Annotated in this window: 19 protein-coding genes; 3 read left to right on the forward strand and 16 right to left on the reverse strand. The window is 63.2% G+C overall.

What is annotated here, in order from left to right; genetic code table 11:
* Positions 1 to 3 precede the first annotated feature (3 nt).
* From EOB80_RS05350 to EOB80_RS05385, 8 genes are all read right to left on the reverse strand, one after another.
* Positions 4 to 909 (reverse strand): branched-chain amino acid ABC transporter permease, encoded by a 906-nt coding sequence (locus EOB80_RS05350; RefSeq protein WP_127326910.1) that lies wholly within the window; start codon positions 907 to 909, stop codon positions 4 to 6.
* Position 910: 1 nt separating this feature from the next.
* Positions 911 to 1,645 carry an ABC transporter ATP-binding protein gene (locus tag EOB80_RS05355; protein ID WP_127326911.1) on the reverse strand — a complete coding sequence of 245 codons (735 nt, stop codon included), beginning with the start codon at positions 1,643 to 1,645 and terminating at the stop codon, positions 911 to 913.
* Entirely contained in the window at positions 1,642 to 2,394 is a 753-nt protein-coding gene (locus EOB80_RS05360) for an ABC transporter ATP-binding protein (protein WP_027163992.1), read from the reverse strand. The genes EOB80_RS05355 and EOB80_RS05360 overlap by 4 nt, the downstream gene beginning before the upstream one ends.
* A 249-nt stretch (positions 2,395 to 2,643) precedes the next feature.
* The gene (locus tag EOB80_RS05365) at positions 2,644 to 3,615 is read right to left on the reverse strand and encodes a biotin-dependent carboxyltransferase family protein (protein WP_127326912.1); all 972 of its coding nucleotides are present in this window, start codon (positions 3,613 to 3,615) and stop codon (positions 2,644 to 2,646) included.
* Positions 3,605 to 4,480 carry a carboxyltransferase domain-containing protein gene (locus EOB80_RS05370; protein ID WP_127326913.1) on the reverse strand — a complete coding sequence of 292 codons (876 nt, stop codon included), beginning with the start codon at positions 4,478 to 4,480 and terminating at the stop codon, positions 3,605 to 3,607. The genes EOB80_RS05365 and EOB80_RS05370 overlap by 11 nt, the downstream gene beginning before the upstream one ends.
* 9 nt (positions 4,481 to 4,489) lie before the next feature.
* Positions 4,490 to 5,854: an acetyl-CoA carboxylase biotin carboxylase subunit gene (locus EOB80_RS05375; protein WP_127326914.1), complete on the reverse strand. Its 1,365-nt coding sequence runs from the start codon at positions 5,852 to 5,854 to the stop codon at positions 4,490 to 4,492.
* Positions 5,854 to 6,087 (reverse strand): acetyl-CoA carboxylase, encoded by a 234-nt coding sequence (locus EOB80_RS05380; RefSeq protein ID WP_013533152.1) that lies wholly within the window; start codon positions 6,085 to 6,087, stop codon positions 5,854 to 5,856. The genes EOB80_RS05375 and EOB80_RS05380 overlap by 1 nt, the downstream gene beginning before the upstream one ends.
* 66 nt (positions 6,088 to 6,153) lie before the next feature.
* Complete coding sequence (locus EOB80_RS05385) at positions 6,154 to 6,876, reverse strand: LamB/YcsF family protein (protein ID WP_127319967.1); 723 nt, start codon at positions 6,874 to 6,876, stop codon at positions 6,154 to 6,156.
* Between the two features lie 135 nt (positions 6,877 to 7,011).
* Between EOB80_RS05385 and EOB80_RS05390 the strand changes: the two genes are divergently transcribed.
* Complete coding sequence (locus EOB80_RS05390) at positions 7,012 to 7,917, forward strand: LysR family transcriptional regulator (RefSeq protein WP_023808975.1); 906 nt, start codon at positions 7,012 to 7,014, stop codon at positions 7,915 to 7,917.
* A 259-nt stretch (positions 7,918 to 8,176) separates the two neighbouring features.
* On the opposite strand, the gene EOB80_RS05395 is transcribed toward EOB80_RS05390, so the two are convergent.
* The gene (locus tag EOB80_RS05395; RefSeq protein WP_127327072.1) at positions 8,177 to 8,917 is read right to left on the reverse strand and encodes an NAD(P)-binding domain-containing protein; all 741 of its coding nucleotides are present in this window, start codon (positions 8,915 to 8,917) and stop codon (positions 8,177 to 8,179) included.
* A gap of 361 nt (positions 8,918 to 9,278) precedes the next feature.
* On the opposite strand from EOB80_RS05395, the gene EOB80_RS05400 reads away from it, so the two are divergent.
* Positions 9,279 to 9,878, forward strand: coding sequence for a TetR/AcrR family transcriptional regulator (locus tag EOB80_RS05400; RefSeq protein WP_127326915.1), 600 nt, complete (start codon positions 9,279 to 9,281; stop codon positions 9,876 to 9,878).
* A gap of 192 nt (positions 9,879 to 10,070) precedes the next feature.
* Here EOB80_RS05400 and EOB80_RS05405 read toward each other — a convergent pair whose 3' ends face one another.
* The 3 genes from EOB80_RS05405 to EOB80_RS05415 all read right to left on the reverse strand — a co-directional run bounded on the left by EOB80_RS05405 (position 10,071) and on the right by EOB80_RS05415 (position 13,180).
* Entirely contained in the window at positions 10,071 to 11,210 is a 1,140-nt protein-coding gene (locus EOB80_RS05405) for an alpha-hydroxy acid oxidase (RefSeq protein ID WP_127326916.1), read from the reverse strand.
* Positions 11,211 to 11,313: 103 nt separating this feature from the next.
* Positions 11,314 to 12,411: an isocitrate/isopropylmalate dehydrogenase family protein gene (locus tag EOB80_RS05410; protein WP_127326917.1), complete on the reverse strand. Its 1,098-nt coding sequence runs from the start codon at positions 12,409 to 12,411 to the stop codon at positions 11,314 to 11,316.
* A gap of 25 nt (positions 12,412 to 12,436) precedes the next feature.
* The gene (locus EOB80_RS05415; RefSeq protein ID WP_127326918.1) at positions 12,437 to 13,180 is read right to left on the reverse strand and encodes a glucose 1-dehydrogenase; all 744 of its coding nucleotides are present in this window, start codon (positions 13,178 to 13,180) and stop codon (positions 12,437 to 12,439) included.
* 141 nt (positions 13,181 to 13,321) lie between these two features.
* On the opposite strand from EOB80_RS05415, the gene EOB80_RS05420 reads away from it, so the two are divergent.
* Positions 13,322 to 14,818 (forward strand): aldehyde dehydrogenase family protein, encoded by a 1,497-nt coding sequence (locus EOB80_RS05420; protein WP_127326919.1) that lies wholly within the window; start codon positions 13,322 to 13,324, stop codon positions 14,816 to 14,818.
* Positions 14,819 to 14,915: 97 nt separating this feature from the next.
* Here EOB80_RS05420 and EOB80_RS05425 read toward each other — a convergent pair whose 3' ends face one another.
* The 4 genes from EOB80_RS05425 to EOB80_RS05440 all read right to left on the reverse strand — a co-directional run bounded on the left by EOB80_RS05425 (position 14,916) and on the right by EOB80_RS05440 (position 20,649).
* Positions 14,916 to 15,812 carry a LysR family transcriptional regulator gene (locus EOB80_RS05425; protein ID WP_027036279.1) on the reverse strand — a complete coding sequence of 299 codons (897 nt, stop codon included), beginning with the start codon at positions 15,810 to 15,812 and terminating at the stop codon, positions 14,916 to 14,918.
* 125 nt (positions 15,813 to 15,937) lie between these two features.
* Entirely contained in the window at positions 15,938 to 17,437 is a 1,500-nt protein-coding gene (locus EOB80_RS05430; RefSeq protein ID WP_127326920.1) for a sugar ABC transporter ATP-binding protein, read from the reverse strand.
* A 3-nt stretch (positions 17,438 to 17,440) separates the two neighbouring features.
* On the reverse strand, positions 17,441 to 18,535 hold the full coding sequence (locus EOB80_RS05435) for a strictosidine synthase (RefSeq protein WP_127326921.1): 1,095 nt from the start codon (positions 18,533 to 18,535) through the stop codon (positions 17,441 to 17,443).
* Complete coding sequence (locus tag EOB80_RS05440; RefSeq protein WP_127326922.1) at positions 18,532 to 20,649, reverse strand: SMP-30/gluconolactonase/LRE family protein; 2,118 nt, start codon at positions 20,647 to 20,649, stop codon at positions 18,532 to 18,534. The genes EOB80_RS05435 and EOB80_RS05440 overlap by 4 nt, the downstream gene beginning before the upstream one ends.
* Positions 20,650 to 20,660 lie beyond the last annotated feature (11 nt).

The raw sequence follows: 20,660 nt of genomic DNA on the forward strand, positions 1-20,660 counted from the left end.
AAATCAGACCCTTTCCTTGGTGCCGCGCGCGGCAATAAGCCCTTGCGGGCGGAAGAGGAGAACGAGGATGACCGCTCCATAGACAAAGGCATCGCGGAACGGCCGGGCGTCGATGGGCAGCATGACCTGCATGATCACCGAGGCGGCACCCAGCAAGAAGCCGGCGAGCACGGCTCCCCCGAGGCTGCCGAGGCCGCCGATGACGGTGGCGATGAAGGCCATCAACATGATCGAGGCGCCCATCTGGATGTCCAGCGTGCCTGTCTGGGCGCCAAAGATCAGTGCAATGGCGGCGGCCAACGCGCCGGAGAGCGCGAACGCGCCCATGATAACCCGGTTCGCACGCACACCCAGCATGCGGGCCATCGAGAAGTTCTCGGCCGCCGCCCGCATCTCCAGGCCGAAGCGGGTTTGACGCAGGAACAGTGTCAGGCCGATCAGGATGGCCATCGTGGCGACGATTGTTATGAGCTGGAGGAGGGGAAGCCTGGCACCGAGGATCTCCACCGGCTGGGACAGTTCGGGCAGCAGCGAGATCGATTTCGGCCGACTGGAGAAAAGCATGAGCAGGAAGTAGCGAATGACGAAACCGAGCGCGAAGGAGGCGATCATCATGGTTGCCGGATTTGCCTGGCGGAACCGCCTGAAGACGACGACTTCGCACAGCACCGACAGCCCGGCCCCGCAGAGGAGAACGAAGGGCACCAGCAGGTACCACGGCAATTGGCCGGCGAAGACGATGGCCATGGCGTCTGTTGAGGGCCATAGCAGCGCGAAGACGCAGAAGGCGATGACGTCGCCATGCGCGAAGTTCACCAGCCGCATCACACCGAAGATGAGGGCGATGCCAAGCGCGCCCAGCGCGTAGAGCGAACCAAGCGAGAGTGCGTCGAACAGGATCTGGAGCATCTCAGTGGTCCTCGTAGCCGAAATAGGCAGCCTGGATCGCCTCGCTGTTGCCGAGCGTCCGCGCGTCACCATCGAGCACGATCTGTCCGCCACGCATCAGGATCATCCGCCCGCCCACCATCATCGCCCGGGCCGAGCTCTGCTCAACGATCAGGAGCGTGAGCTGGCGCTGCGCACGCAGCGCGATCAGCCGCTCGTAGACCTGATCGTTGATGTTGGGGGCGAGGCCCAGCGAAGGCTCGTCGATGGCTACAAGCCGCGGATTGGTCATCAACGCGCGTCCGATGACCAGCATTTGCTGCTGCCCGCCGGACAGCAATCCCGCCTGCCCATGCCGTCTCTCTTTCAGCATCGGGAAGGTTGCGTAGACGGCTTCGAGTTCGTCGGCCGCTCGGCTGCGCCAGCCGCGTTCGCGGGCGTGCATGCCGGTTCCGACCAGAAGGTTCTCTTCGGTCGTCAGCGAGCCGAAGACATCGCGCCCCTCCGGCACCATGGAGAATCCGAGCCGGGCGATGTTCTCCGGCGCCTGGCCGGTGATCTCATGACCTGCAAGGTCGATCCGGCCGCCCGCCACCGGCGTAACACCGGCGATCGCGCGCAGCAGCGAAGACTTCCCGGCTCCGTTCGGGCCGGTGATGAACAGGATTTCTCCCTCGTCCATGGAGAAGGAGACATTGCGGACCGCCGTGAGACGGCTATAGCGGATGGTGATATCGGAAAGGGCGAGCAGGCTCATTCCATCGCCTCCAGCACAGGCAGGTCGGTGTTCGCGGCCGTGCCCATATAGGCGTGGCGCACCTTCTCGCTGTCGCGGATCGCGGCAGGCGGCCCTTCCTCGATGATCGCTCCGGAATCGAGCACGACGATATGCTGGCAAAGGCCGAGCACCAGCCCGACATTGTGCTCGATGAGCAGGACACCACAGCCGAGATCGCTGGCGATATGTCTTATCAGGGCCGAAAGCTCCCGCGCCTCCAGCGCGCTCATGCCAGCCGCGGGCTCGTCGAGCAGGATGTACGCGGGCCGTCCCATCAGGGCGCGGCCAATGGCGACGCGGCGCTCGTCCGTATATGGCAACGTTCCGGCGATGCGGGTGCCCAGCGCACCGATGCCTATCCAGTCGAGCATCGCTTCCGCTTCGGCGATGGCAGCGCGCCGGCTCATTCCCAGACCAACGCCGGTTACCTCCAAATTGTCCAGCACAGGCAGGTCGCGGAAGAGCCGCCCACCCTGGAAGGTGCGGGCAATGCCGCGCCGCCGGACCTGATGCGGCTTGAGACCTGTGAGTGCTGCCCCGTCGAGCTTGATGGTGCCTTCCGTCGGTGCCTGGAAGCCGGTCAGCACGTTGACGAGCGTGGTCTTGCCAGCGCCATTCGGGCCGATGAGGCCACTGATGCGGCCGGGCGTAATTTGGAGGTCTACCGATGACAGAGCCTTCAGCCCCGCAAACGATACCGAGACATTCTCCGCGCTCAGATGACTCATGACCCTTTCCTTCTTTCTACCGACGGAAAGGCGCGAAGCATCCGGCCTTGCGGCCAGTCACGTTGCAAATGTCTTCCCCTGTCGGTTCCGGCGGTCTCTGGCGGACTGCTCGGGTGCCAAATTCACGCCGTTGCCCGGCGTCGTCTTGTCGTTTCGCGCACCGGATTTTGTCTTCCGCCACGCACGGTCGGTTTTGGCCGGCCGATCTCCTCGCCACCGGCTCCTCCGCCGGCATTTTCCCGGCTGACGTCAGCCGGCCAGATGCCCTTCAGCACGCGCCAGCGCGGCGCGCTGTTCGGTTCGCGCGGCAAGCGCGTCTTCCAGCGTCACCGGAACGAAGCGCGCCGGGGTGTGCGGCTGGAGCTGGGCGATAAGGTCCATGTCGGCCGATATCACCACGCCCAGCATCATGTACCCGCCACCCGAAACCGCGTCCCGGTGAAGAACGATCGGCTCCGTGCCACTCGGCACCTGGACGGATCCGTAGGGATAGCAGGCATCGACGATGTTCGAGGGATCGGAGCCCGCACCGAAAGGCTGCTCGCGCTCGACGAATTCCAGCGGCGTCCCACCCCGGAAGCGATAGCCGATGCGGTCGGCTTCGGGTGCGACCTTCCAGGTTTCCTCAAAGAACCGAGTGCCGGCAGCTTCAGTGATCCGATGCCAGTACATGCCGGGAAGCATTCTGAGTTCCGCCGGACTATTGCCCGCGCGGCGCAGATTTGCAGGCAGTGAAAGACCGGCTTTGCCGGAACCTTCGCCGAGGGGAAGCTCATCACCCGTCTTCAGCGTGCGGCCCTGATGGCCGCCGAGTGCGCCCAGAATGTAAGTCGAGCGCGAACCGAGAACCACGGGTACGTCGATACCGCCGGAGACGGCCAGATAAGCGCGCGCGCCGCCCTTGAGGAAGCCGAAGGAAAGCCGGTCACCGGCCTTCACCGGAAAACTTTCCCAGGTCGGCCGTTCCTCGCCATTGAGTTTGGGGGGGAGTTCTCCTCCCGTGACGGCGACGACCGCGGATTGGGTGAATTCGAGTTCGGGGCCCATGAAGGTGGCTTCGAGCACCGCGGCACCCGGATCGTTGCCGACAAGCAGGTTTGCGATGCGTGTGGCAAAGCGGTCCATGCCGCCGCCTTCGGGAATGCCGACATGGTAGTGGCCTGGTCGGCCAAGGTCCTGCACGGAAGTGGAGAGGCCGGGAGAGATTACCTTAACGGCCATTGATAAGCTCCATCAGCTTTGCATTGGTGCCGTAAATATCGCTGTTGAAGTCCTTCAGGCTGAAGGTGCACTCGCGAACCGTCGGCTGCCACCGATTGGCTTCGATTTCCTCCAGCGTGGCGTCGTAGTCATCGCGGCCAATGGCCTTGAACTTGACGATGTCGCCTGGCTTGAACAGGCACATATCATCGGAGAGGTAGCGCACCTTCCTGGTCGGGTCGTAGATCGGAGCCGGGGTTATGCCATACATCTGGTAGCCGCCAGCGCCGCGCACCGAATAGATCGCTGCAAAGCAGCCGCCATGGCCAATGGTGAGCTTGGGAGTGTCGGTGCGTGGACGCAAGTATTTCGGCGCCTGAATCTGTTTCTTGCGCTCAACCATCTGGTACAGGAAGGGGAGTCCGGCGACGAAGCCGACCATGGACACGAACCAGGGCTGGCCGGAATAGGCCGTGATAAACTCTTCCACCGTGGCGTAGCCGTTGATGCGTGCCGAATATTCAAGATCGGTGGAGGAGGGGTCCTGATGGCGCTCGCGGAAGCGCAGGCAGGTTTCACGCGTCCATGGATCCTGGAAATAAACCGGCAGTTCGATGATCCGGGTCTTCAGCACCGGGTCCGCCTTCGAGGCCGCCTCTTCCATCGACTTCAGTTCGCTGAGCAAATCCTGCGGCTTGACGATGTCGGGGTTGAAGCGAATCTGGAAGCTGGCGTTGGCTGGGCAGATCTCGGTGACACCTCGGATGCCTGCCGTACGCACCGCGTTCGTCATCGAAAGGCCGGTAAAGAAGGAGGTGAGCGACATTTCTTCGGACACCTCGCCGAAGATATGTTCGTCACCGCCGAAGTTGAATCGTATCGACATCGGTCCTCCTTAACCCGCCAATGCTGCGGCGTTTTCGATGAGCCAGCCTTCCAGCCAGCGGGTATGCACGTCTCCCGCCCGTACCGCCGGATCGGCGGCCAGCGCAAGAAACAGCGGCTTGGTGGTCTTGAGCCCGCCGATCTTCAACTCGTTGAGCGCGCGGATCAGGCGCACTATCGCCGCCTCGCGCGTCTCTGCATGCACGATCAGCTTGGCAAGCAGCGAGTCATAGAAGGGCGGCACCTGATAGCCTTGATAGAGCATCGAATCGAAGCGTACGCCCGGACCGCCGGGAATGCGAAGCTCGGCCACCTGCCCGGGGAATGGAGCGAACTCCTTCGCCGGGTCTTCGGCATTGAGCCGGACTTCGATCGCATGCCCCTTGACGGAGACATCGCCTTGCCGAATCCGCAGCTTCTCGCCGCCGGCGATGCGAAGCATCTCCGCAACGAGGTCGATGCCGGTGATCGCTTCGGTGACCGGGTGCTCGACCTGGATACGGGTGTTCATCTCGATGAAGTAAAAGCGATCTGCTTCATCGTCATAAAGATACTCTACCGTGCCGGCACCAGAGTATTTGACCGCCTTGGCCAAAGCGACCGCCGAAGCGCAGAGATCCTCGCGCAGCCTGTCTGAAAGTGCGCGAGACGGCGCCTCCTCCCAAACCTTCTGGCGTCGCCGCTGCAGTGAGCACTCCCGCTCGTAGCAGTGAATGGCATCGCTTCCGTCCGCCAGCACCTGCACCTCGATATGGCGGGCCTTGCCGATCACTTTTTCCATGTAGAGGCCACCGTCGCCAAAGGCGGCGAGGGCTTCTGCTTCGGCCTGAGGAAAGGCTTGTTCGAACTCGGCGAGCGAGTTGGCGATGCGGATGCCCCGCCCGCCGCCGCCTGCCGCCGCCTTGATCATCACCGGAAAACCGGTTGCGGTCAGCACCTCGTGGCCAGCCTTGAGGCCCTCGACCCGGCCAGCCGAGCCAGGCACCACAGGGACACCTGCAGCGGCGGCGGCCGATCGCGCCGAGACCTTGTCTCCCATCATCCGGATCGCATCTCCCGACGGGCCGACGAAGACCAATCCAGCGCCTGTGACCGCGTCGGAAAACGCGGCATTCTCGGCAAGGAAACCATAGCCAGGATGAACGCTGTCGCAACCGGTGTCGCGGGCAGCCTTCAGAATTGCTTCGACATTGAGATAGGACTTCTTTGCTGCTGGTGGGCCGATGTTGACCGCTTCGTCCGCAAGCTGGACGTGGAGCGACTCGGCGTCTGCGGCCGAATACACCGCCACGGTGGCGATCCCCAAATCTTGCGCGGCCCGGATGATCCTGACCGCTATCTCGCCCCGGTTGGCAACCAGAAGCTTTTTCAGCATCAGTCGAGATCCGCGATAGGTGCGCCGGCCATGATCGGGTCTTCATTGTCGGCAATGAAGCGGATGTTCGTACCGGCCGTCTCGGCCCTCACTTCGTGGAACGACTTCATCACTTCGATGAGGCCGATTACGTCTCCGGCGGAAACCGCGTCGCCATCCGCCTTGTAGGGCGGCTGGTCTGGCGAAGCGCTGCGATAGAAAGTGCCGGGAAGAGGCGAAAGAATCTGGGCCATAAAAAGCTCCGGAAAACTGCAGACAGACTAATTTGGAACCGCCTGCGCGGGCGGGTTCGGTCGAGTTCAGTGCCAGGGAGCGATTGCGGTGCGCACGGCCCTGGCTATTTCGATGGCGTTCGGCGTATCGGAATGCACGCAGATGGTTTCGCAGCGTACGGGAAAGAAACTGCCGTCCTCTGCCGTGCCCTCGCCCTCCCTGATGGCGCGCACGCACCGCTCGGCCATCTCTGCGGGGTCCTTGGCGTCATGAACGCGTGTCAAGATCAGCTTGCCGGAGGCATCGTAGTCGAGATCGGCATAGAACTCGGCGACGAATGGGATACCGCGCTCTTGATAGATCTTCTCATGCAGGGTGCCCGTCATGCCGAAGAGGGGTACGCCGAAAATCTCTGCCGCGTCGCACACGCCATGGGCGATTGCCTCCTGCTGCATGGCCATGAAGTAGAGGCTGCCATGCGGCTTGATGTGGTGGAGTTCCACACCCTCGGCCCTGAGGAAGCCGGCAAGCGCTCCCACCTGGTAAATGATGGTGTTCCTGACTTCTTCGCGGGTCATCCGCATCTCGCGCCGGCCGAAACCCTGAATGTCGGGCAAGCCTGGATGGGCGCCGATCTTTACGCCACTCGCCTTGGCGCTGCGGACGGCGGCGTGCATGTGATCCGGATCGGAGGCATGAAAACCACAGGCGACATTGGCAACGTCGATGATGGGCATCATGCCCATATCATCGCCAACCTTGTAGAGGCCAAAGCTTTCGCCCATGTCGCAGTTTAGCGTCACCGCCATCGCATTGTTACCCCTCGAAGCTGCCGTCTTTGCGGCGTTGCAGCATTTTTTGCGCATGTGAGGGCGTTTGTGAAATAGTAGTTTATTGATTGTCATATCAAAAAAACAGATAATGGTTCTGGGCCGGAGCGCACCATGACCATCACCTTGAAACAGCTTGATTATTTTATCGCGACCGCCGAGAGCGGACAGGTCAGTCATGCTGCGGTGGAACTCAACATCTCGCAATCGGCCGTCACTGCGGCGATAAAGACGCTTGAGGCTGACCTGGGCGTACGGCTTTTGGAGCGTAACCACGCTGGCGTAAGACTGACTATGGAGGGCGCGCGGTTCCTTGAACATGCGCGTGTTATCACCGGGGCCGTCGCTGCCGCCGTCCGAAGCCCGTTGCGCGATAGGAAAGGCCTGGCGGGCAAGCTGCGGCTTGGCATGACCTACACGGTCGTCGGCTACTACATGTCGCGCCACTACGCGCGGTTTCGAAAGACCTATCCCGAGATCGAGGTCGAGGTGCTGGAATTGCCTCGAGACGCTCTCGAAAGCGGCTTGATGTGCGGGGATATCGACATGGCCGTGATGCTGGTGTCCAACCTGGAACACACCAAGGAGTTGGCGCAGGAGGTCTTGATGCGGTCGAACCGCCGGCTCTGGCTTTCGGCTGATCATCATCTGCTCGCGCGGCGGGAAATCAGCCTCGCCGATGTGGCGGCGGAAGACTATGTCATGCTGACGGTGGACGAGGCACGCACGACAGCCGCCCGTTACTGGGATGCCGCGGGCCTTTCGCTCCGCGCCGTCCTTACCACCAGTTCGGTCGAGGCCGTGCGGTCGCTCGTGGCTGCCGGCATGGGGGTCACTGTCCTGTCCGACATGGTTTACCGCCCCTGGTCCTTGGAGGGGCAGCGCATCGAAGTGCGCGGGCTTGTCGAGCCCATCCCCACTATGGATGTCGGCCTGGCCTGGTCGCGGGACAGATCAATCGAACCGGCAGCGGCGGCCTTCCGGGCCTTCATGTCCGTGACCATGGGCGGCGGCGGCTAACCGCCTGCCGTCAGGCAGGCGCTATGGCTCAGGCTCGCTGGTTGAGCAGCAGAGCGTGCCGCGCGTGGGAGTTGATGCCTCGCATCATCAAGGGGGATTTCACCTTTGTCGCAAAAAACGCCAAGGGCTTCAGAAAACTCTAAAGAGCCGGTTCACGCCGGCCTCGTCATCGTCGTCTGGCAGGTTGTTCCCGACAAACAGAAGGAACTCTTGGACAGTCTTCTTGGTCACCACCTCGGGTCGGAACCGGAAAAGTCTCTCATTGGAGGGCGGTGACTTCACGGTTGCGGGCTACGATCTGCTCGTGGCGGAGGGGGGTCGTCGCCTCCATGAAGCCCTTGATCAGTGCGTCGCGAGCTCCGGGTGCGCGCGCCTTTTCCGCCGTGGACAGCGCATGCTGAAGATCAGGCAACGTCAGTTCCGTGCAGTAGGCTGGCGTGCCCGGTTGCTGGCGCCAGGAATTCGCGAGATCGCCGGCATCAAATGCGTCGAAACCGGTCTCGTCCACCAGTTCGCGTGCGATCGCTTTGGCATGCGCATCATCGCCTGCGACGGGGATCGCGATCCGTCCGGCCGTTCCGGCCGCTGCGCCACCTTCGGCGAGCGTTTGGGCGAGGACCGCATTGAACGTCTTGACCACCGGCCGGCCGAGTTGTTCGCTGGACCAGACGCTTTCCGGCTTGCCATCGTCAACCTCCGCGATGTTCCCGTCGCGCATAGGATAATAATTGGAGGTGTCGATCACGACCACGTCGGCTGGTACATCGGCAAAGATGTTGGCGACATCGGGAATCTTCGCAAACGGGATCGATAGAACGATCGCCTCGACATCCCTGGCTGCTTCGTGCGCGGCAACCGGGAGCGCACCAACCTTCATCGCCTTCTCGCGGATGTCATCAGGCCCCTTCGAGCCCGCCAGCTTCACCGCGTGTCCGGCCGCTGTCAGCTTTCGTGCGAGGGTGGTGCCGATATTTCCCGCGCCGATAATGCCGATGTTCATGTCGATTTCCTTCCAGATAATTGTGATTATGAGCTCAGCGCACGATGCGCGGATCGATCCCGTGTTGAGCGGGACATCCAGATGGTCGCGCAGGGTGGTGCCGCCATAACCCCCGATGGAACAGCCCGCCTCGAACTTCGTATAGCTCGCGCGCGGCATCGACTGCGCGCGCCAGGCCCCAGGCAGGTTGCCGTGCCGTTGCCCAGATGCATGCCGGTATCATCTGCCTGACCATTATCCTCGTTTCGCCGGCTCATGCCGACCTGTTAGAACAGTCGACCACCGGCTATATGGAGACTGTCTCCGCTTCGACTTTAGATACGGACAGTGTCTCCGATCTTCAAGGGTTCAAAGGTCAGTCATGTCTCAATCGTCGATCGCGTCAGCCCTCCGCAGGGACGCGCAACACAATCGGGCGCACATTCTCGAGGTGGCGCGACAAGCGTTCGGCAACGACAGTATTGACGTTTCGATGGATGCTATCGCGAAGCTGGCGGGCGTGGGGGCAGGGACGCTCTACCGCCATTTTCCAAACAAAGACGCCCTCCTGGCTGCGCTGCTAGTTCTTCACTATGAAAGCCTCGACCATCGTCGCGTTGAAATCGAAGCCGGGGAGAGCGATGCAGGCCGCGCACTCGAACTCTGGGTTGAAGCTCTCGGCGACTGGATGCTGGCTTATGAGGGCTTGCCTGAACCGTTACGGGCCGCTTGCCGAGTAGAATCCCCGCTGACGCCGACCTGCCATGCTGTCGTCGCGACGACGGAGCGAATCCTGAAGGCTGCACAGGACGAAGGGCTTGCACGACGGACGATGACCGGGCGCGATATTTTTTTCGGAGCACTGGCGATCGCTTGGGCGAGCGGCGCAACGGCAGCGGGCGAAGACACTCGGAACGTGCTTCGCGACGTCCTGAAGAACGGATGGATGGAACCGAAAACAGCACCGGGCGGCGGAGTTTAGTCCGCCTATCCGACTGCGCAGCCTTTCGAATTTCATAACGCTGTCGCCAGCGCGTGTGCATCAAACAAACGCTTTCTGAATGGCTGCCGTAGTCTGGATGGACGGCGGCTTTTGGGCCTGGGAAGAGCGGCGTGCGAGGGCGGCAATTGGTGGCTGAAACTTTGCGACCAAGCGTGAGCACACGTCTTGGCGCTATGCTATGATTTCTGATCCCGCTTCCTGAAAACGGGGGATTCCGCAGAGCCTGAGGCAAGTCACCACTTCGTCCAGGATGATATCGAGTGCCTTGGCCACACCGGACTCGCCAGCCACGGCGCCGAACAGGGCGGCCCGGCCGATCGCCGCGACGGTGGCGCCGCGTGCCTTGGCCTTGATGATGTCCGTGCCCGTGCGGATACCGGAATCGATGAGGATCGGGACTTGGGCGCCAAGTGCCTCACGGATGGCGGGCAGGGCATCGATGCTCGATACAGCACCGTCGAGCTGACGGCCTCCATGGTTGGACACCCAGATGCCATCGGCACCAGCCGCGACCAGTCGCGACGCGTCGCCCGGGTGCAGGACGCCCTTGACCAGCAGCCGGCCTTTCCACCAGTCGCGGATCTGGCGGAAATCGTCCCAGTCGAAACCTGCATGGAGGCTGCCGCCAACACGCGCGGCGATCGTCAGGCCGGCGCTGTTGTCACCGAGATAGCCGCGGACGTTCTCGAACTGGGGCAGACGACCGCGCAGCAGGCGCAGCGACCAGCCAGGATGAAGCATGCCTTCCCAGAGATGCCGGGCCGAAGGCCGCAGTGGGATGGATATGCCGTTCCTAAGATCCTTTTCGCGCTTGCCCCCGGCTTGCAGATCAACGGTCACCACCAGCGTCGAATAGCCAAATTCTTCCGCTCGCCTCACCAGTTGGCGATTGAAGTCGAAATCCTTGAGCACGTAAAGCTGGAACCACAGCGGCCCCTGTACGGCTCGCGCCATGCCTTCGATGCTGGCCGTGGCCATGGTGGAGAGTGTGTAGGGGATGCCGCGAGCGGTTGCCGCCCTCGCGATGGCAATGTCGGCTCCGGGCCTGACCAGCGCGCAGGAACCCATCGGGCTGATCACGAGCGGTGTCGGCAAGGTCTCGCACCAGAGCGTCGTGGAAACGTTCGGATGCGAAACATCGGTAAGCACGCGCGGCAAAAGTCTGATCTTTTCGAAATCGCTTCGGTTGGCGTTAAGGGTGAGTTCCTGCCCCGCCCCGCCGTCGATGAATTCGAAGATGGATTTCGGCAGGCGACGACGGGCAAGCCTGCGAAAATCCTCGACCGAAACCTGGCGATCGAGAGCGCCCATCTCAAGCCTCGCCCTCGTGCCGGTCGGCAATGAATATCCGGCGCATGAGCGTCTGGCCGACCTTGCGAGGCCCAACAAGATCTATCTTCACCTTGATCATCAGTCACGCCGCTGCCGCGAACCGGTCGCAGATCGAGCGGGTTATCTCGCTGGTCGACGCCCTGCCTTTCAGGTCGGCGCTCAGGAGCCCGTTGGCCAGGCAGTCCTCGGTCACGCGACGGATGCGCGCCGCGGCCTGGTTGAGCCTCTCGTCGCCATGCTTGTGGCCGAGCCAGTCGAGCATCGAGGCTGCCGACAGGATCGTCCCATACGGATTGGCGATACCTTGGCCGGCAATGTCGGGCGCCGAGCCGTGCGCGGCCTGGAAGAAGCCGTTGGCCGCGCCGATCTCGGCTGAAGGCGCCATGCCCATCCCGCCCACCGTCGCAGCGGCGAGGTCGGACAGGATGTCGCCGAACATGTTCTCGCTGACGACGACGTTGAAATGGCCCGGTTTCAGCACGAGATGCATCGCCATGGCGTCGACCAGCGCGTGCTCGGTCGCGATATCGGGATAGTCCTTCGCCACTTCGTCGAAGACGGAGCGGAAGAAGGCATAGCTGCGCAGCACGTTGGCCTTGTCGCAGCAGGTGACCCGGCGCACGCCGTCACGGGGCGCGCCGCCCGACTGGCGCGCCAGTTCGAAGGCCTTGCGCACGATGCGCACGATGCCGGATCGGGTCTGCACCAGCGTGTCGACCGCCACTTCGCCGCGCAACAGGGCGCCCGATCCCCGCGCGGCGTAAAGCCCTTCGCTGTTCTCGCGCAAGATGATGTAGTCGATATCGCCGGCCTTCACTCCGCTCAACGGGCTAGGCACGCCCTCGAAGAGCCTGATGGGGCGGACGTTGGCATAGAGATCGAGTTCGAAGCGCAGTCTCAGCGTGAAATCCAGGCCTGCTTCGGTTCCATCGGGATGGACGACGCCCGGCAAGCCGCCCGCACCATGCAGGATGGCGTCCGCCGCGCGGCAGGCCTGGAAGGTCGGCTCGGGAAAGCTCTGGCCGGTCTTCAGGAAATGCTCGGCTCCGGCCGGGTATTCGCTGAAGTGCAAGGGGTTGCCGGGACCAAGCGCTGCTTTCACCACTTGAACCGCTGCGGCGCAGACTTCCGGGCCGATGCCGTCGCCATGCACCACGGCGATTTCGTAGACAGGCTTCATCGCCAACTCCCAAATGGTCTAACGCTCAGATGCACTTGCCGCCGTCGACATTGAGGTCGACGCCGGTGATCATGCTGGCCTCGTCGGAGCACAGGAATGCCGCGGCGTTGCCCATGTCCGCCGGCGTAGACAGCCTGCCGATCGGAATGGTGGCGACGACGCGGGCGCGGTTTTCCTCGCCGGAGCCGATGAAGGTGGACAGAAGCGGCGTGTCGCCGGCAACCGGGTTGATGGCGTTGACGCGGATGCCGAAGGGGGCGAGTTCCACGGCCATGGCCCGGGTGGCGGCAATCGCCCAGCCTTTGGAAGCATTGTACCAAGTCAAATTCGGGCGCGGCGAGACGCCGCCGGTGGAGGCGACGTTGAGGATGGCGCCCGATTTGATGGATTTGAAATGCGCAACGACCGCACGGGCGCCATTGTAGATGGATCGCATGTTGACGTTGGCGATCCGGTCGAACATCTCTTCGTCCATCGTCTCGAGCGCCAGGGGCGGCTGGGCCACGCCGGCATTGTTGACCAGTATGTCGAGACCGCCAAAGGCCGAGCGGGCCAGGTCTGCCGCCGCTTCGAAGCTTGCGAGTGTCGAGACGTCGCCAGTGATTGGCCGCACATTTTTGCCGACTTCGGCAGCAACGCGGGCCGCGGCGGCCTCATCACGGTCCATCAACACGACCCGCGCACCTTCGGTGACGAATTTCCTGACGATGCCTTCGCCAAATCCCGAACCGCCGCCAGTGACGACAGCGACCTTGCCAGCAAGTCTCATATCTGCTCCTCCGTTGCCGGCACCATCGGGGAAGTCGCGTACATTGCACAGTCCGATTATCTGAACGCCCTTTTAGCTTTCCTTGTTTGAGGTCGACCGGCGTGGGAGGCATAGTCGCCACGGAATTGTGAGGAGGAAGGGATGACGCTGAATTTCGACCCGCGGGCGAAGGCCACGGCGCTCTACCACGGCGAATTCCGGCCGATGTTCGTCGGCGGCAAGTGGGTTCCGGCACAATCCGGCCAGGAGATGCAGGCGCTCAACCCGGCGACTGGCGAAGTGCTGGCCACCGTCCCGCGTGGCTCGGCCGCCGACATCGATGCGGCGGTGGCCGCTGCGCGCACGGCTTTCGAAGGGCCGTGGTCAAAATTCTCGCCCTATGAGCGGCAGTGCGTGCTTCTGCGCATCGCCGATCTCTTCGAGACTCATTGGGAAGAGCTCAGCGTTTCCGACACTCTCGACATGGGACTGCCGATCACGCGCACGCTCGCCAACCGGCGGCGCGTCATCGGCATGCTGCGCTTCTATGCGGGCATGGCGACCGCGCTGCATGGCGAATCCATAGACAATTCGATCCCCGGCGAGATCGTCAGCTTCACAAGGCGCGAGCCGGTGGGCGTTGTCGGCGCGATCATCCCCTGGAACGCTCCGACCGCCGCGTCGATCTGGAAGATCGCGCCGGCGCTGGCCACCGGCTGCACCATCGTGCTGAAGCCCTCGGAGGACGCCTCGTTGACGCCGCTGCTGATCGCCAGGCTGATGCAGGAAGCCGGCGTTCCCGACGGCGTCGTCAACGTCGTCACCGGCACCGGGGCGGAGGCCGGTGCGCGGCTCGCTGAACATCCCGACGTCAACAAGATCGTCTTCACCGGCTCGACGCTGACCGGGCAGGCCATCGCGCGGGCGGGCGTGACAAACCTCAAGCGCGTTTCCCTGGAACTCGGCGGCAAATCGCCGATCATCGTCTGCCGCGATGCCGACATCGACAGGGCTGTTCCTGTCGCCGCGATGGCGGTGTTCGTGCATTCGGGCCAGATCTGCATCGCCGGATCGCGGCTGTTCGTGGCGCGCGAAATCCATGACGAATTCGTGCGCCGGGTCGCCGAGTTTGCCGGCAGGCTTCGCATCGGCCATGGCATCGAGGCGGAAACCGAAATCGGCCCGCTCATCAATGCCAGGCAGGCCGGCAAGGTGGTGGGCTATATCAAGGCCGGCCGCGACGAAGGCGCGGAACTGATAGCGGGCGGATCTCGACTGACGGGCGAGCCCTACGACGGCGGCAATTTCATCGCGCCGACCGTCTTCGGCGCGGTGTCGGACAATATGACCATCGCGCGTGAAGAAATCTTCGGTCCGGTGATTTCGGCGATGCCGTTCGACACGCTCGACGAAGCCGTGGCGCGGGCCAATGCGACGCCCTATGGCTTGGCAGCCGGCATTTTCACCACCCATCTGGGCACCGCGCACAAGCTCGCCCGCCGCATCAAGGCCGGCTCGGTGTGGGTCAACATGTACCACGCCATCGACCCGGCGGTGCCGTTCGGCGGCATGAAGATGTCCGGCTACGGCCGCGAGGGCGGCATCGAACATCTGCATGAATATCTGGAGACCAAATCGGTCTGGATCCAGACCGACTGAGGGTGCGCTGATATTCAGGTGAGGCCGGGCTGCGAATGACGGCGTTCCCGCACTATTCTCGGCGCTCGTGCTAGGTGCCTGTCCGAAGGCGCGATGCTCAGTTTGCCAGTTCGCGCAAATTGGTGCGGATGAGGTTCATCAGCTGTTCGGAGAAGGAGTGGTGCACATAGCCCCGCGCGGTGATGATGCCGACGGAGCGGTGGGCGTCGCGATGGTCGATCGGCACCACTCGCATGCGCTCGTCATTGCGCGAAATGGCGATGCCGGGCACCACGCAGACGCCAAGTCCCGAACACACCAGCGCCACCGCCGTCTGTGCGCTTTCGACCTCGTATTGCGGCTTGAGCTCGATGCCTTCCGCCGCCGTCAGCCGATCGACAAGGCCGCGCACGGCGGTTTTGCGGTTGAGCAGGATGAGCGGATAGCGCAGCAGGTCGGAGAGCAGCAGCTTCTTTTCGCCGCCGTATATTTCCGTGGGAATGCAGGCCATCAGCGGATCGTCGAGGATAGACTCGAACTGGAAGTCCGTCAGGTTTGGCAGTTCGGGGCCGATGTAGAACTCGACCTCCTGCTGTTGCAAAAGGCCAAGCGCGGCCTGCGGCGGGCTCTCGATGACCTCGACGATGCTGCGGGGATAGCGCAACTTGAATGTCGCCAGGATATCGCCCAGCCGGCTTGCCGCGAGCGTCGGGGCGCAGGCGATCTGCACCTTGCCCTTGCGCCGAGCGGCGACCTCCGTCAGCCGGTCGAGGCTGGTCTGCACCTGTGACATCACATTGGCGATCTCCTCGAACAGGATCTGGCCTTCCGGCGTCAGGCTTGCACGCTGTGCGGTGCGGATAAACAGCGAGATGCCGATCTGCTCCTCAAGGTCGCGAATCTGCATCGAGACCGCCGATGGCGAACGATTGCTCTCCTCGGCAGCACGACGGAAGCTGCCGTTTTCGGCGGCAAGCAGGAACGTCTGCAGAAGTTTGAGGTTGATGCTGGGCATATCCGCTCGGGCAGGGTGATCTGGCCCTTTGACCTATTCAGACGCGGAACCGATTGCAAGGCAATAGGACCGGCCAGACATTGGGCCTGGCTTGACCGGCAAAAGTGTCTCTCTTGTCGCGCCGCTCAATGAACCGCGGCGAACATGACGCGCTCCTCGGTGGCCTCCGACAGCATCATCTCCTCGACCACGCGGCCGCGCTTGACCACCAGAATGCGATCCGAAACAGCGAGAATTTCAGGCAGATAGGACGAGATGACAACGACGGCCATGCCTTGCTCGGCGAGATCGCTGATGAGCTGGTGGATCTCGACGATGGCGCCGACGTCGACACCGCGTGTCGGCTCGTCGAAGATCACCAGCCTCGGCTTCTGGATTAGCGATTTGGCGATCACGACCTTTTGCTGGTTACCGCCGGAGAGCTCGATCATCCGGGCTCGGTCGCTGGTCTGCCGCAGGCTCAGGCGTTCACCCCATTCGCGGGCAAGTTGCCTGGCCCGCGCCAGCGACACCATGGAGACGGGATTGGCGCCCTCGGTCAGTTCACCCATTTGCAGGTTCTCGCCCGCGGTCATGGTTTCGAAGAAACCGTCGACCTTGCGATCCTCGGTGACATAGACGATGCCGTCGCGCACCGCAGGCCTGGGCACCCGGTAGCGCACCGACTTGCCGAGCAGGCGGATCTCGCCGCCGTGGAAGATGTTGCGCTTCAACAGTCCAGCGACGACCTTGGCCATTTCGGTGCGGCCGGCGCCGACAAGGCCGAACATGCCGGTGACCTGGCCCGAAAACACCGAGAAGGAAGAGTTGCGCACCAGGCTGGCGCAGGACAGGTTCTCGACCGAAAGCACCTTGTCGCCATAGGGCCGCGCCGTGCGCTTGACCTCGCCATGCAGCGTTTCGGTCAGCGTACGGCCGACCATGGCCTGCACGATCGAAGCGCGGGTGAAGCCCTTGGCTTCGCCGGACGCGACGATCTCACCATCGCGCATGACCGTGATGCGGTTAGCGACGGCAAGCGCCTCTTCCAGCGCATGGGTGATGAAGATGACGGCGATGCCCTCCTTCACCAGCCGCTGCAAAAGTTTGAAGAAGTGGCTTTTCTCTTCGGGCGTCAGCGTCGCGGTCGGCTCGTCGAAGATGATGACGCGGGCCTTGTGGTGGACGGCGCGCGCGATCTCCACCATCTGCTTGTGCGCCGCGCCCAGCGTGCTGACCTGCGCGGACGGGTCGACCTGGAAGCCCATGCCGGCGAGGAACTGCCGCGCCTGAATATAGAGGCCGCGCAACCGGTTGAACATCTTCTCTTCGCCGAGATAGAGATTCTGCGCCACCGTCATGGCCGGCACCAGGTTGGTTTCCTGGAACACCATGGCGATGCCAGCGCGCAGCGCTTCGGCGGGCGTGGCGAAGGACACATCCTTGCCGTCGAAGGTCATCTTGCCCTCGGTCAGCTTGAAGACACCGGCCATGACCTTGGTCAGCGTCGACTTGCCGGCGCCGTTTTCTCCGAGCAGCGCATGGATTTCGCCCTTGCGCAGGTCGAAATTGACATTCTTGAAGGCCGGAATGCGCGCGAACGCCTTGGCGGCGTCCCTGAGTTCAATGATGTTGGCGTCCGACATCGCTTAGCCTCGCTTGCCACTGGCGGCGCTCGCCACGCGCACGATCCGCGATCCGCCGCGCGAGGCGACCAGAAGGTCATCGCCCAGCTCGCAGGCGCTCAGCGTCCCGTGCACCTTGCCGTCGGCGCGCGAATGGAAACTCGACAGCGGCTTCATGTTCTGGTCGCAAAGGACCACCAGCCCGTAGGACCTTGTCACCGCGTATGGCTTCAGCACGTTCATCTGCTTCAACTGGCTGCCTTGCATGGGCTCGCGATAGTCGCGCCATGACCCGAGCGACGGCGCCATCCAGTAGGCCTCGGGGACTTCCGCCAGCATGCGGGTGCGGTAGGTGTCCTCGCGCAGGATGAACTCCACCAGCTGGTTGCGCACGGAATAGAAGGTCAGCCAGTAGCCGGCGTTGAAGGCCGGAGCGATGCGCGCGGGGTAGGCCGGCAGATGCTCCAGCACGGGCAGCGTCGCCTTGGTGGCAAGGTCGATCGCCAGCACGCGGTGGCGCCAGGCCTCCGAGACGTAGATGCGGTTGGAGCCGGTGGTGGCGATGCCGGCCGGCCAGGCCAAGCCATCCCTGATCAGCTCCAGCCGGCCGTTTTTCAGATCGAGCCGCCAGACCGAACCGGATACGCTCTTCTGCATCAGGTCGCGACGCCAACCGCTCGCCTGCACTGAGGCCGAGCCGTTGGCCACCAGCAAGGTGTTGCTGTCGAGGAAGGTGAGAGCGGTGATGCAGGAGAGGCGCCGAGCCTCCTCGCCCGTCGCCTCGCGCCCGTCATGCAGGCCGCCGCGGATGACGACGCCCTTGCCGTCGATGGCCATCGCGGTCATGCCGCGGGCATGGGCGAGTGCTGTGATCTCGCCCGGAAATTCCTGCAAGGTTTCGGCATGGCCGTCGGCGCTAAAGCGCATCAGCCGGTTGGCGCTGCTTGCCAGGAGGCCCTTTTCGGTGCGCACGAGATTGTCGGCCTCGGCGAGGCCGGCGAATTGGCCGGCTTCCTCCAGTCCTTGGTTGGGCAGCAACGGCCCGTCGAGCGTCGGCACGGTCACGGCCCACTCGCCACGGCCGAGAAAGCGGTCAAGAAGCTGGTTCAAACCGCTCATGACTTTTTGCCCCAGTAGGAATCCGAGCTGAACCAGTCGGGATCGACGCCTTTCAGGGGCAAAGTGCCCATGCGGTTGTTGAAGATGCCGCAGAGATAGAGGATGCCCTTGTGCTCGCGCATAGAGGTGATCATCGGATGCTTCTCGCCGGCCTGGTCCCACAGGCTTTCGAGGATCTGGCCGTTTTCGTCGAAGCGCAGCACGCAGCCGGTGTTGAGATTGGGCATCAGCCACGCATCTTCCGATACGCGCCGCGCCATGCGGCGGCGGAAGCCCGGCATTTCAAGCGAGAGATCCAATGCCGGCGTGCGCATGCCCATCAGGGCCAGCCAGTAGGTGCCGTCGGAGGCGCGGTTGATGTTGTCGGGATAGCCGGGCAAGCCCTCGATGACGCGCTCGACCTGGCCCTTCTTCGGGCCATCGAAATAGTAGCGGCTGATGCGGCAGGCCCAGCTTTCGGCGAACAGCACCGACTGGCCGTCGAAGGCCGTGCAGATGCCATTGGGGAAGACGAGGTTTGACAGCAGTGTGCGTGTCGAACCGGATTTGGGATCATGGACGATGATGCGTCCGTTGCCGCGGCTTTCCAGCGCGTCGGCATACCAGTCGTGCATCTCGAAGCGCACTGTCGCTTCCGAGAAGACGATGCGGCCGTCCGGCAGGATGTCGCAGTCATCGGCGAGCTTCATGGTGGAGTCGTCGACCACCGAGGTCAGTGAGCGGTTGGTCTCGGCGGTCAGCAGTTTTACATCCCCGGCCGGCGAGACCTGGTAGAGGCCCATGCCGGCGACGCAGATGACGAGATTGTCGTCGCGGTCGAAAGCCATGCCGAGCGGCGAGCCGCCAATATGTGCGAACACTTCGCTGTCGGTGTAGTGCGGCGGCTGGAAGCGCAGGATATCGCCTTGGCGGCTGCCGGTGTAGAGGCGGTCCTGCCGGTCGAAGATCACATCTTCCGCGCCGTCGAGAAAGCCGAGGCCGATGACGCCGACGTCCTTCAACCGGTCGTTCACCGCCATCGGCGCGCCGGGCGCGGTCGAGATCGCCTGCGGCATCTTGGCGAAGGTCGGCGAGATGTAGACGCTGCGCAGGATCTTGTGGCGGTTCTTCACCCAGCGTACGTCGAGAAGCACCGACAAGAGCAGCACGATGCCGAGGATCAGGAAATTGACCGGGCCGGGCACGGCCAGCGCAAGCAGGCTGTTCGACAGGACAAGCACGAAAACGGTGCCCATCAGCGCCTTGGCGACCGAGCCGCGCCCGCCGCCGAGCGAGATGCCGCCGAGCACGGTCGCGGTCAACACCTGCAGTTCGAGCCCGGTGCCGATGTCGGAAGCAGCACTGCCGATGCGGGCCGAGAAGAAGAAGCCGGAGAGCGCCACCAGCACCGAGCACAAGACATAGGCGCTGAACAAGATGAAGCGCACATTGATGCCGGCATTGTAGGCAGAGCGCCGCGCGCCGCCGACCGCGAACAGCCGCCAGCCATAGCGGGCGCGCGACAGCACGAGATGGATGATCAGCGCGATGACGACGAAGACCACAAAGGATGTCGGCACGCCCCAGATCGTGCCGAAACCAAGGAAATCATAGGCCGGCGAATCCGAACCGCTGGTGACGATCCGCGTCGAGACCTGCGGGAAGACGATGTCGAAGGTCGAGCGGTAGATGATGAGCGTCACCAGCGTGGTGAGAAAGGCCCGCATGCGCAGGAAGCCAACCAGGAAGCCGTTGATGGCGCCGCAGACGACGCCGAGGCCCAGGCACGCCAACAGGCCGGTACCAAAGCTCCACTGCTCGACATTCATGCCATAGAGCGTGACCAGCACGGCGAGCGCGAAGGTCGACCCGACAGACAGATCGATGCCGCCCGATACCATGACGATGGTCATGCCGAGCACCACCAGGCCAAGCTCGGCGGTCTGGCCGCTGAGATTGGTCAGCGTCGCCAGATCGAAGAAGCCCGGCACGATCGAGCCGAAGATCGCGCACAAAATGACCAGCGCCGTGAAGGGGATGACGCTGTCGATCCACTTCTTGGTCAGGATCTCCCCGACCACGTGGTCGGGGAGCAGGCGGTAGCGCCAGCGCACAAGGCTTTCGGCCATGCTCATCAAGGAAGTCC

Source organism: Mesorhizobium sp. M7A.F.Ca.MR.245.00.0.0 (assembly GCF_003997415.1).
Lineage (GTDB): Bacteria > Pseudomonadota > Alphaproteobacteria > Rhizobiales > Rhizobiaceae > Mesorhizobium.

Coding starts and splice junctions, on each gene's coding strand:
- EOB80_RS05390 (WP_023808975.1), top strand. CDS start 7,012: ATGACCATCACCTTGAAACAGCTTGATTATTTTATCGCGACCGCCGAG.
- EOB80_RS05420 (WP_127326919.1), top strand. CDS start 13,322: ATGACGCTGAATTTCGACCCGCGGGCGAAGGCCACGGCGCTCTACCAC.
- EOB80_RS05365 (WP_127326912.1), bottom strand. CDS start 3,615: ATGGCCGTTAAGGTAATCTCTCCCGGCCTCTCCACTTCCGTGCAGGAC.
- EOB80_RS05430 (WP_127326920.1), bottom strand. CDS start 17,437: ATGTCGGACGCCAACATCATTGAACTCAGGGACGCCGCCAAGGCGTTC.
- EOB80_RS05400 (WP_127326915.1), top strand. CDS start 9,279: ATGTCTCAATCGTCGATCGCGTCAGCCCTCCGCAGGGACGCGCAACAC.
- EOB80_RS05385 (WP_127319967.1), bottom strand. CDS start 6,876: ATGGCGGTGACGCTAAACTGCGACATGGGCGAAAGCTTTGGCCTCTAC.
- EOB80_RS05355 (WP_127326911.1), bottom strand. CDS start 1,645: ATGAGCCTGCTCGCCCTTTCCGATATCACCATCCGCTATAGCCGTCTC.
- EOB80_RS05405 (WP_127326916.1), bottom strand. CDS start 11,210: ATGGGCGCTCTCGATCGCCAGGTTTCGGTCGAGGATTTTCGCAGGCTT.
- EOB80_RS05395 (WP_127327072.1), bottom strand. CDS start 8,917: ATGAACATCGGCATTATCGGCGCGGGAAATATCGGCACCACCCTCGCA.
- EOB80_RS05440 (WP_127326922.1), bottom strand. CDS start 20,649: ATGAGCATGGCCGAAAGCCTTGTGCGCTGGCGCTACCGCCTGCTCCCC.
- EOB80_RS05375 (WP_127326914.1), bottom strand. CDS start 5,854: ATGCTGAAAAAGCTTCTGGTTGCCAACCGGGGCGAGATAGCGGTCAGG.
- EOB80_RS05415 (WP_127326918.1), bottom strand. CDS start 13,180: ATGAGACTTGCTGGCAAGGTCGCTGTCGTCACTGGCGGCGGTTCGGGA.
- EOB80_RS05350 (WP_127326910.1), bottom strand. CDS start 909: ATGCTCCAGATCCTGTTCGACGCACTCTCGCTTGGTTCGCTCTACGCG.
- EOB80_RS05370 (WP_127326913.1), bottom strand. CDS start 4,480: ATGTCGATACGATTCAACTTCGGCGGTGACGAACATATCTTCGGCGAG.
- EOB80_RS05425 (WP_027036279.1), bottom strand. CDS start 15,812: ATGCCCAGCATCAACCTCAAACTTCTGCAGACGTTCCTGCTTGCCGCC.
- EOB80_RS05360 (WP_027163992.1), bottom strand. CDS start 2,394: ATGAGTCATCTGAGCGCGGAGAATGTCTCGGTATCGTTTGCGGGGCTG.
- EOB80_RS05380 (WP_013533152.1), bottom strand. CDS start 6,087: ATGGCCCAGATTCTTTCGCCTCTTCCCGGCACTTTCTATCGCAGCGCT.
- EOB80_RS05435 (WP_127326921.1), bottom strand. CDS start 18,535: ATGAGCGGTTTGAACCAGCTTCTTGACCGCTTTCTCGGCCGTGGCGAG.
- EOB80_RS05410 (WP_127326917.1), bottom strand. CDS start 12,411: ATGAAGCCTGTCTACGAAATCGCCGTGGTGCATGGCGACGGCATCGGC.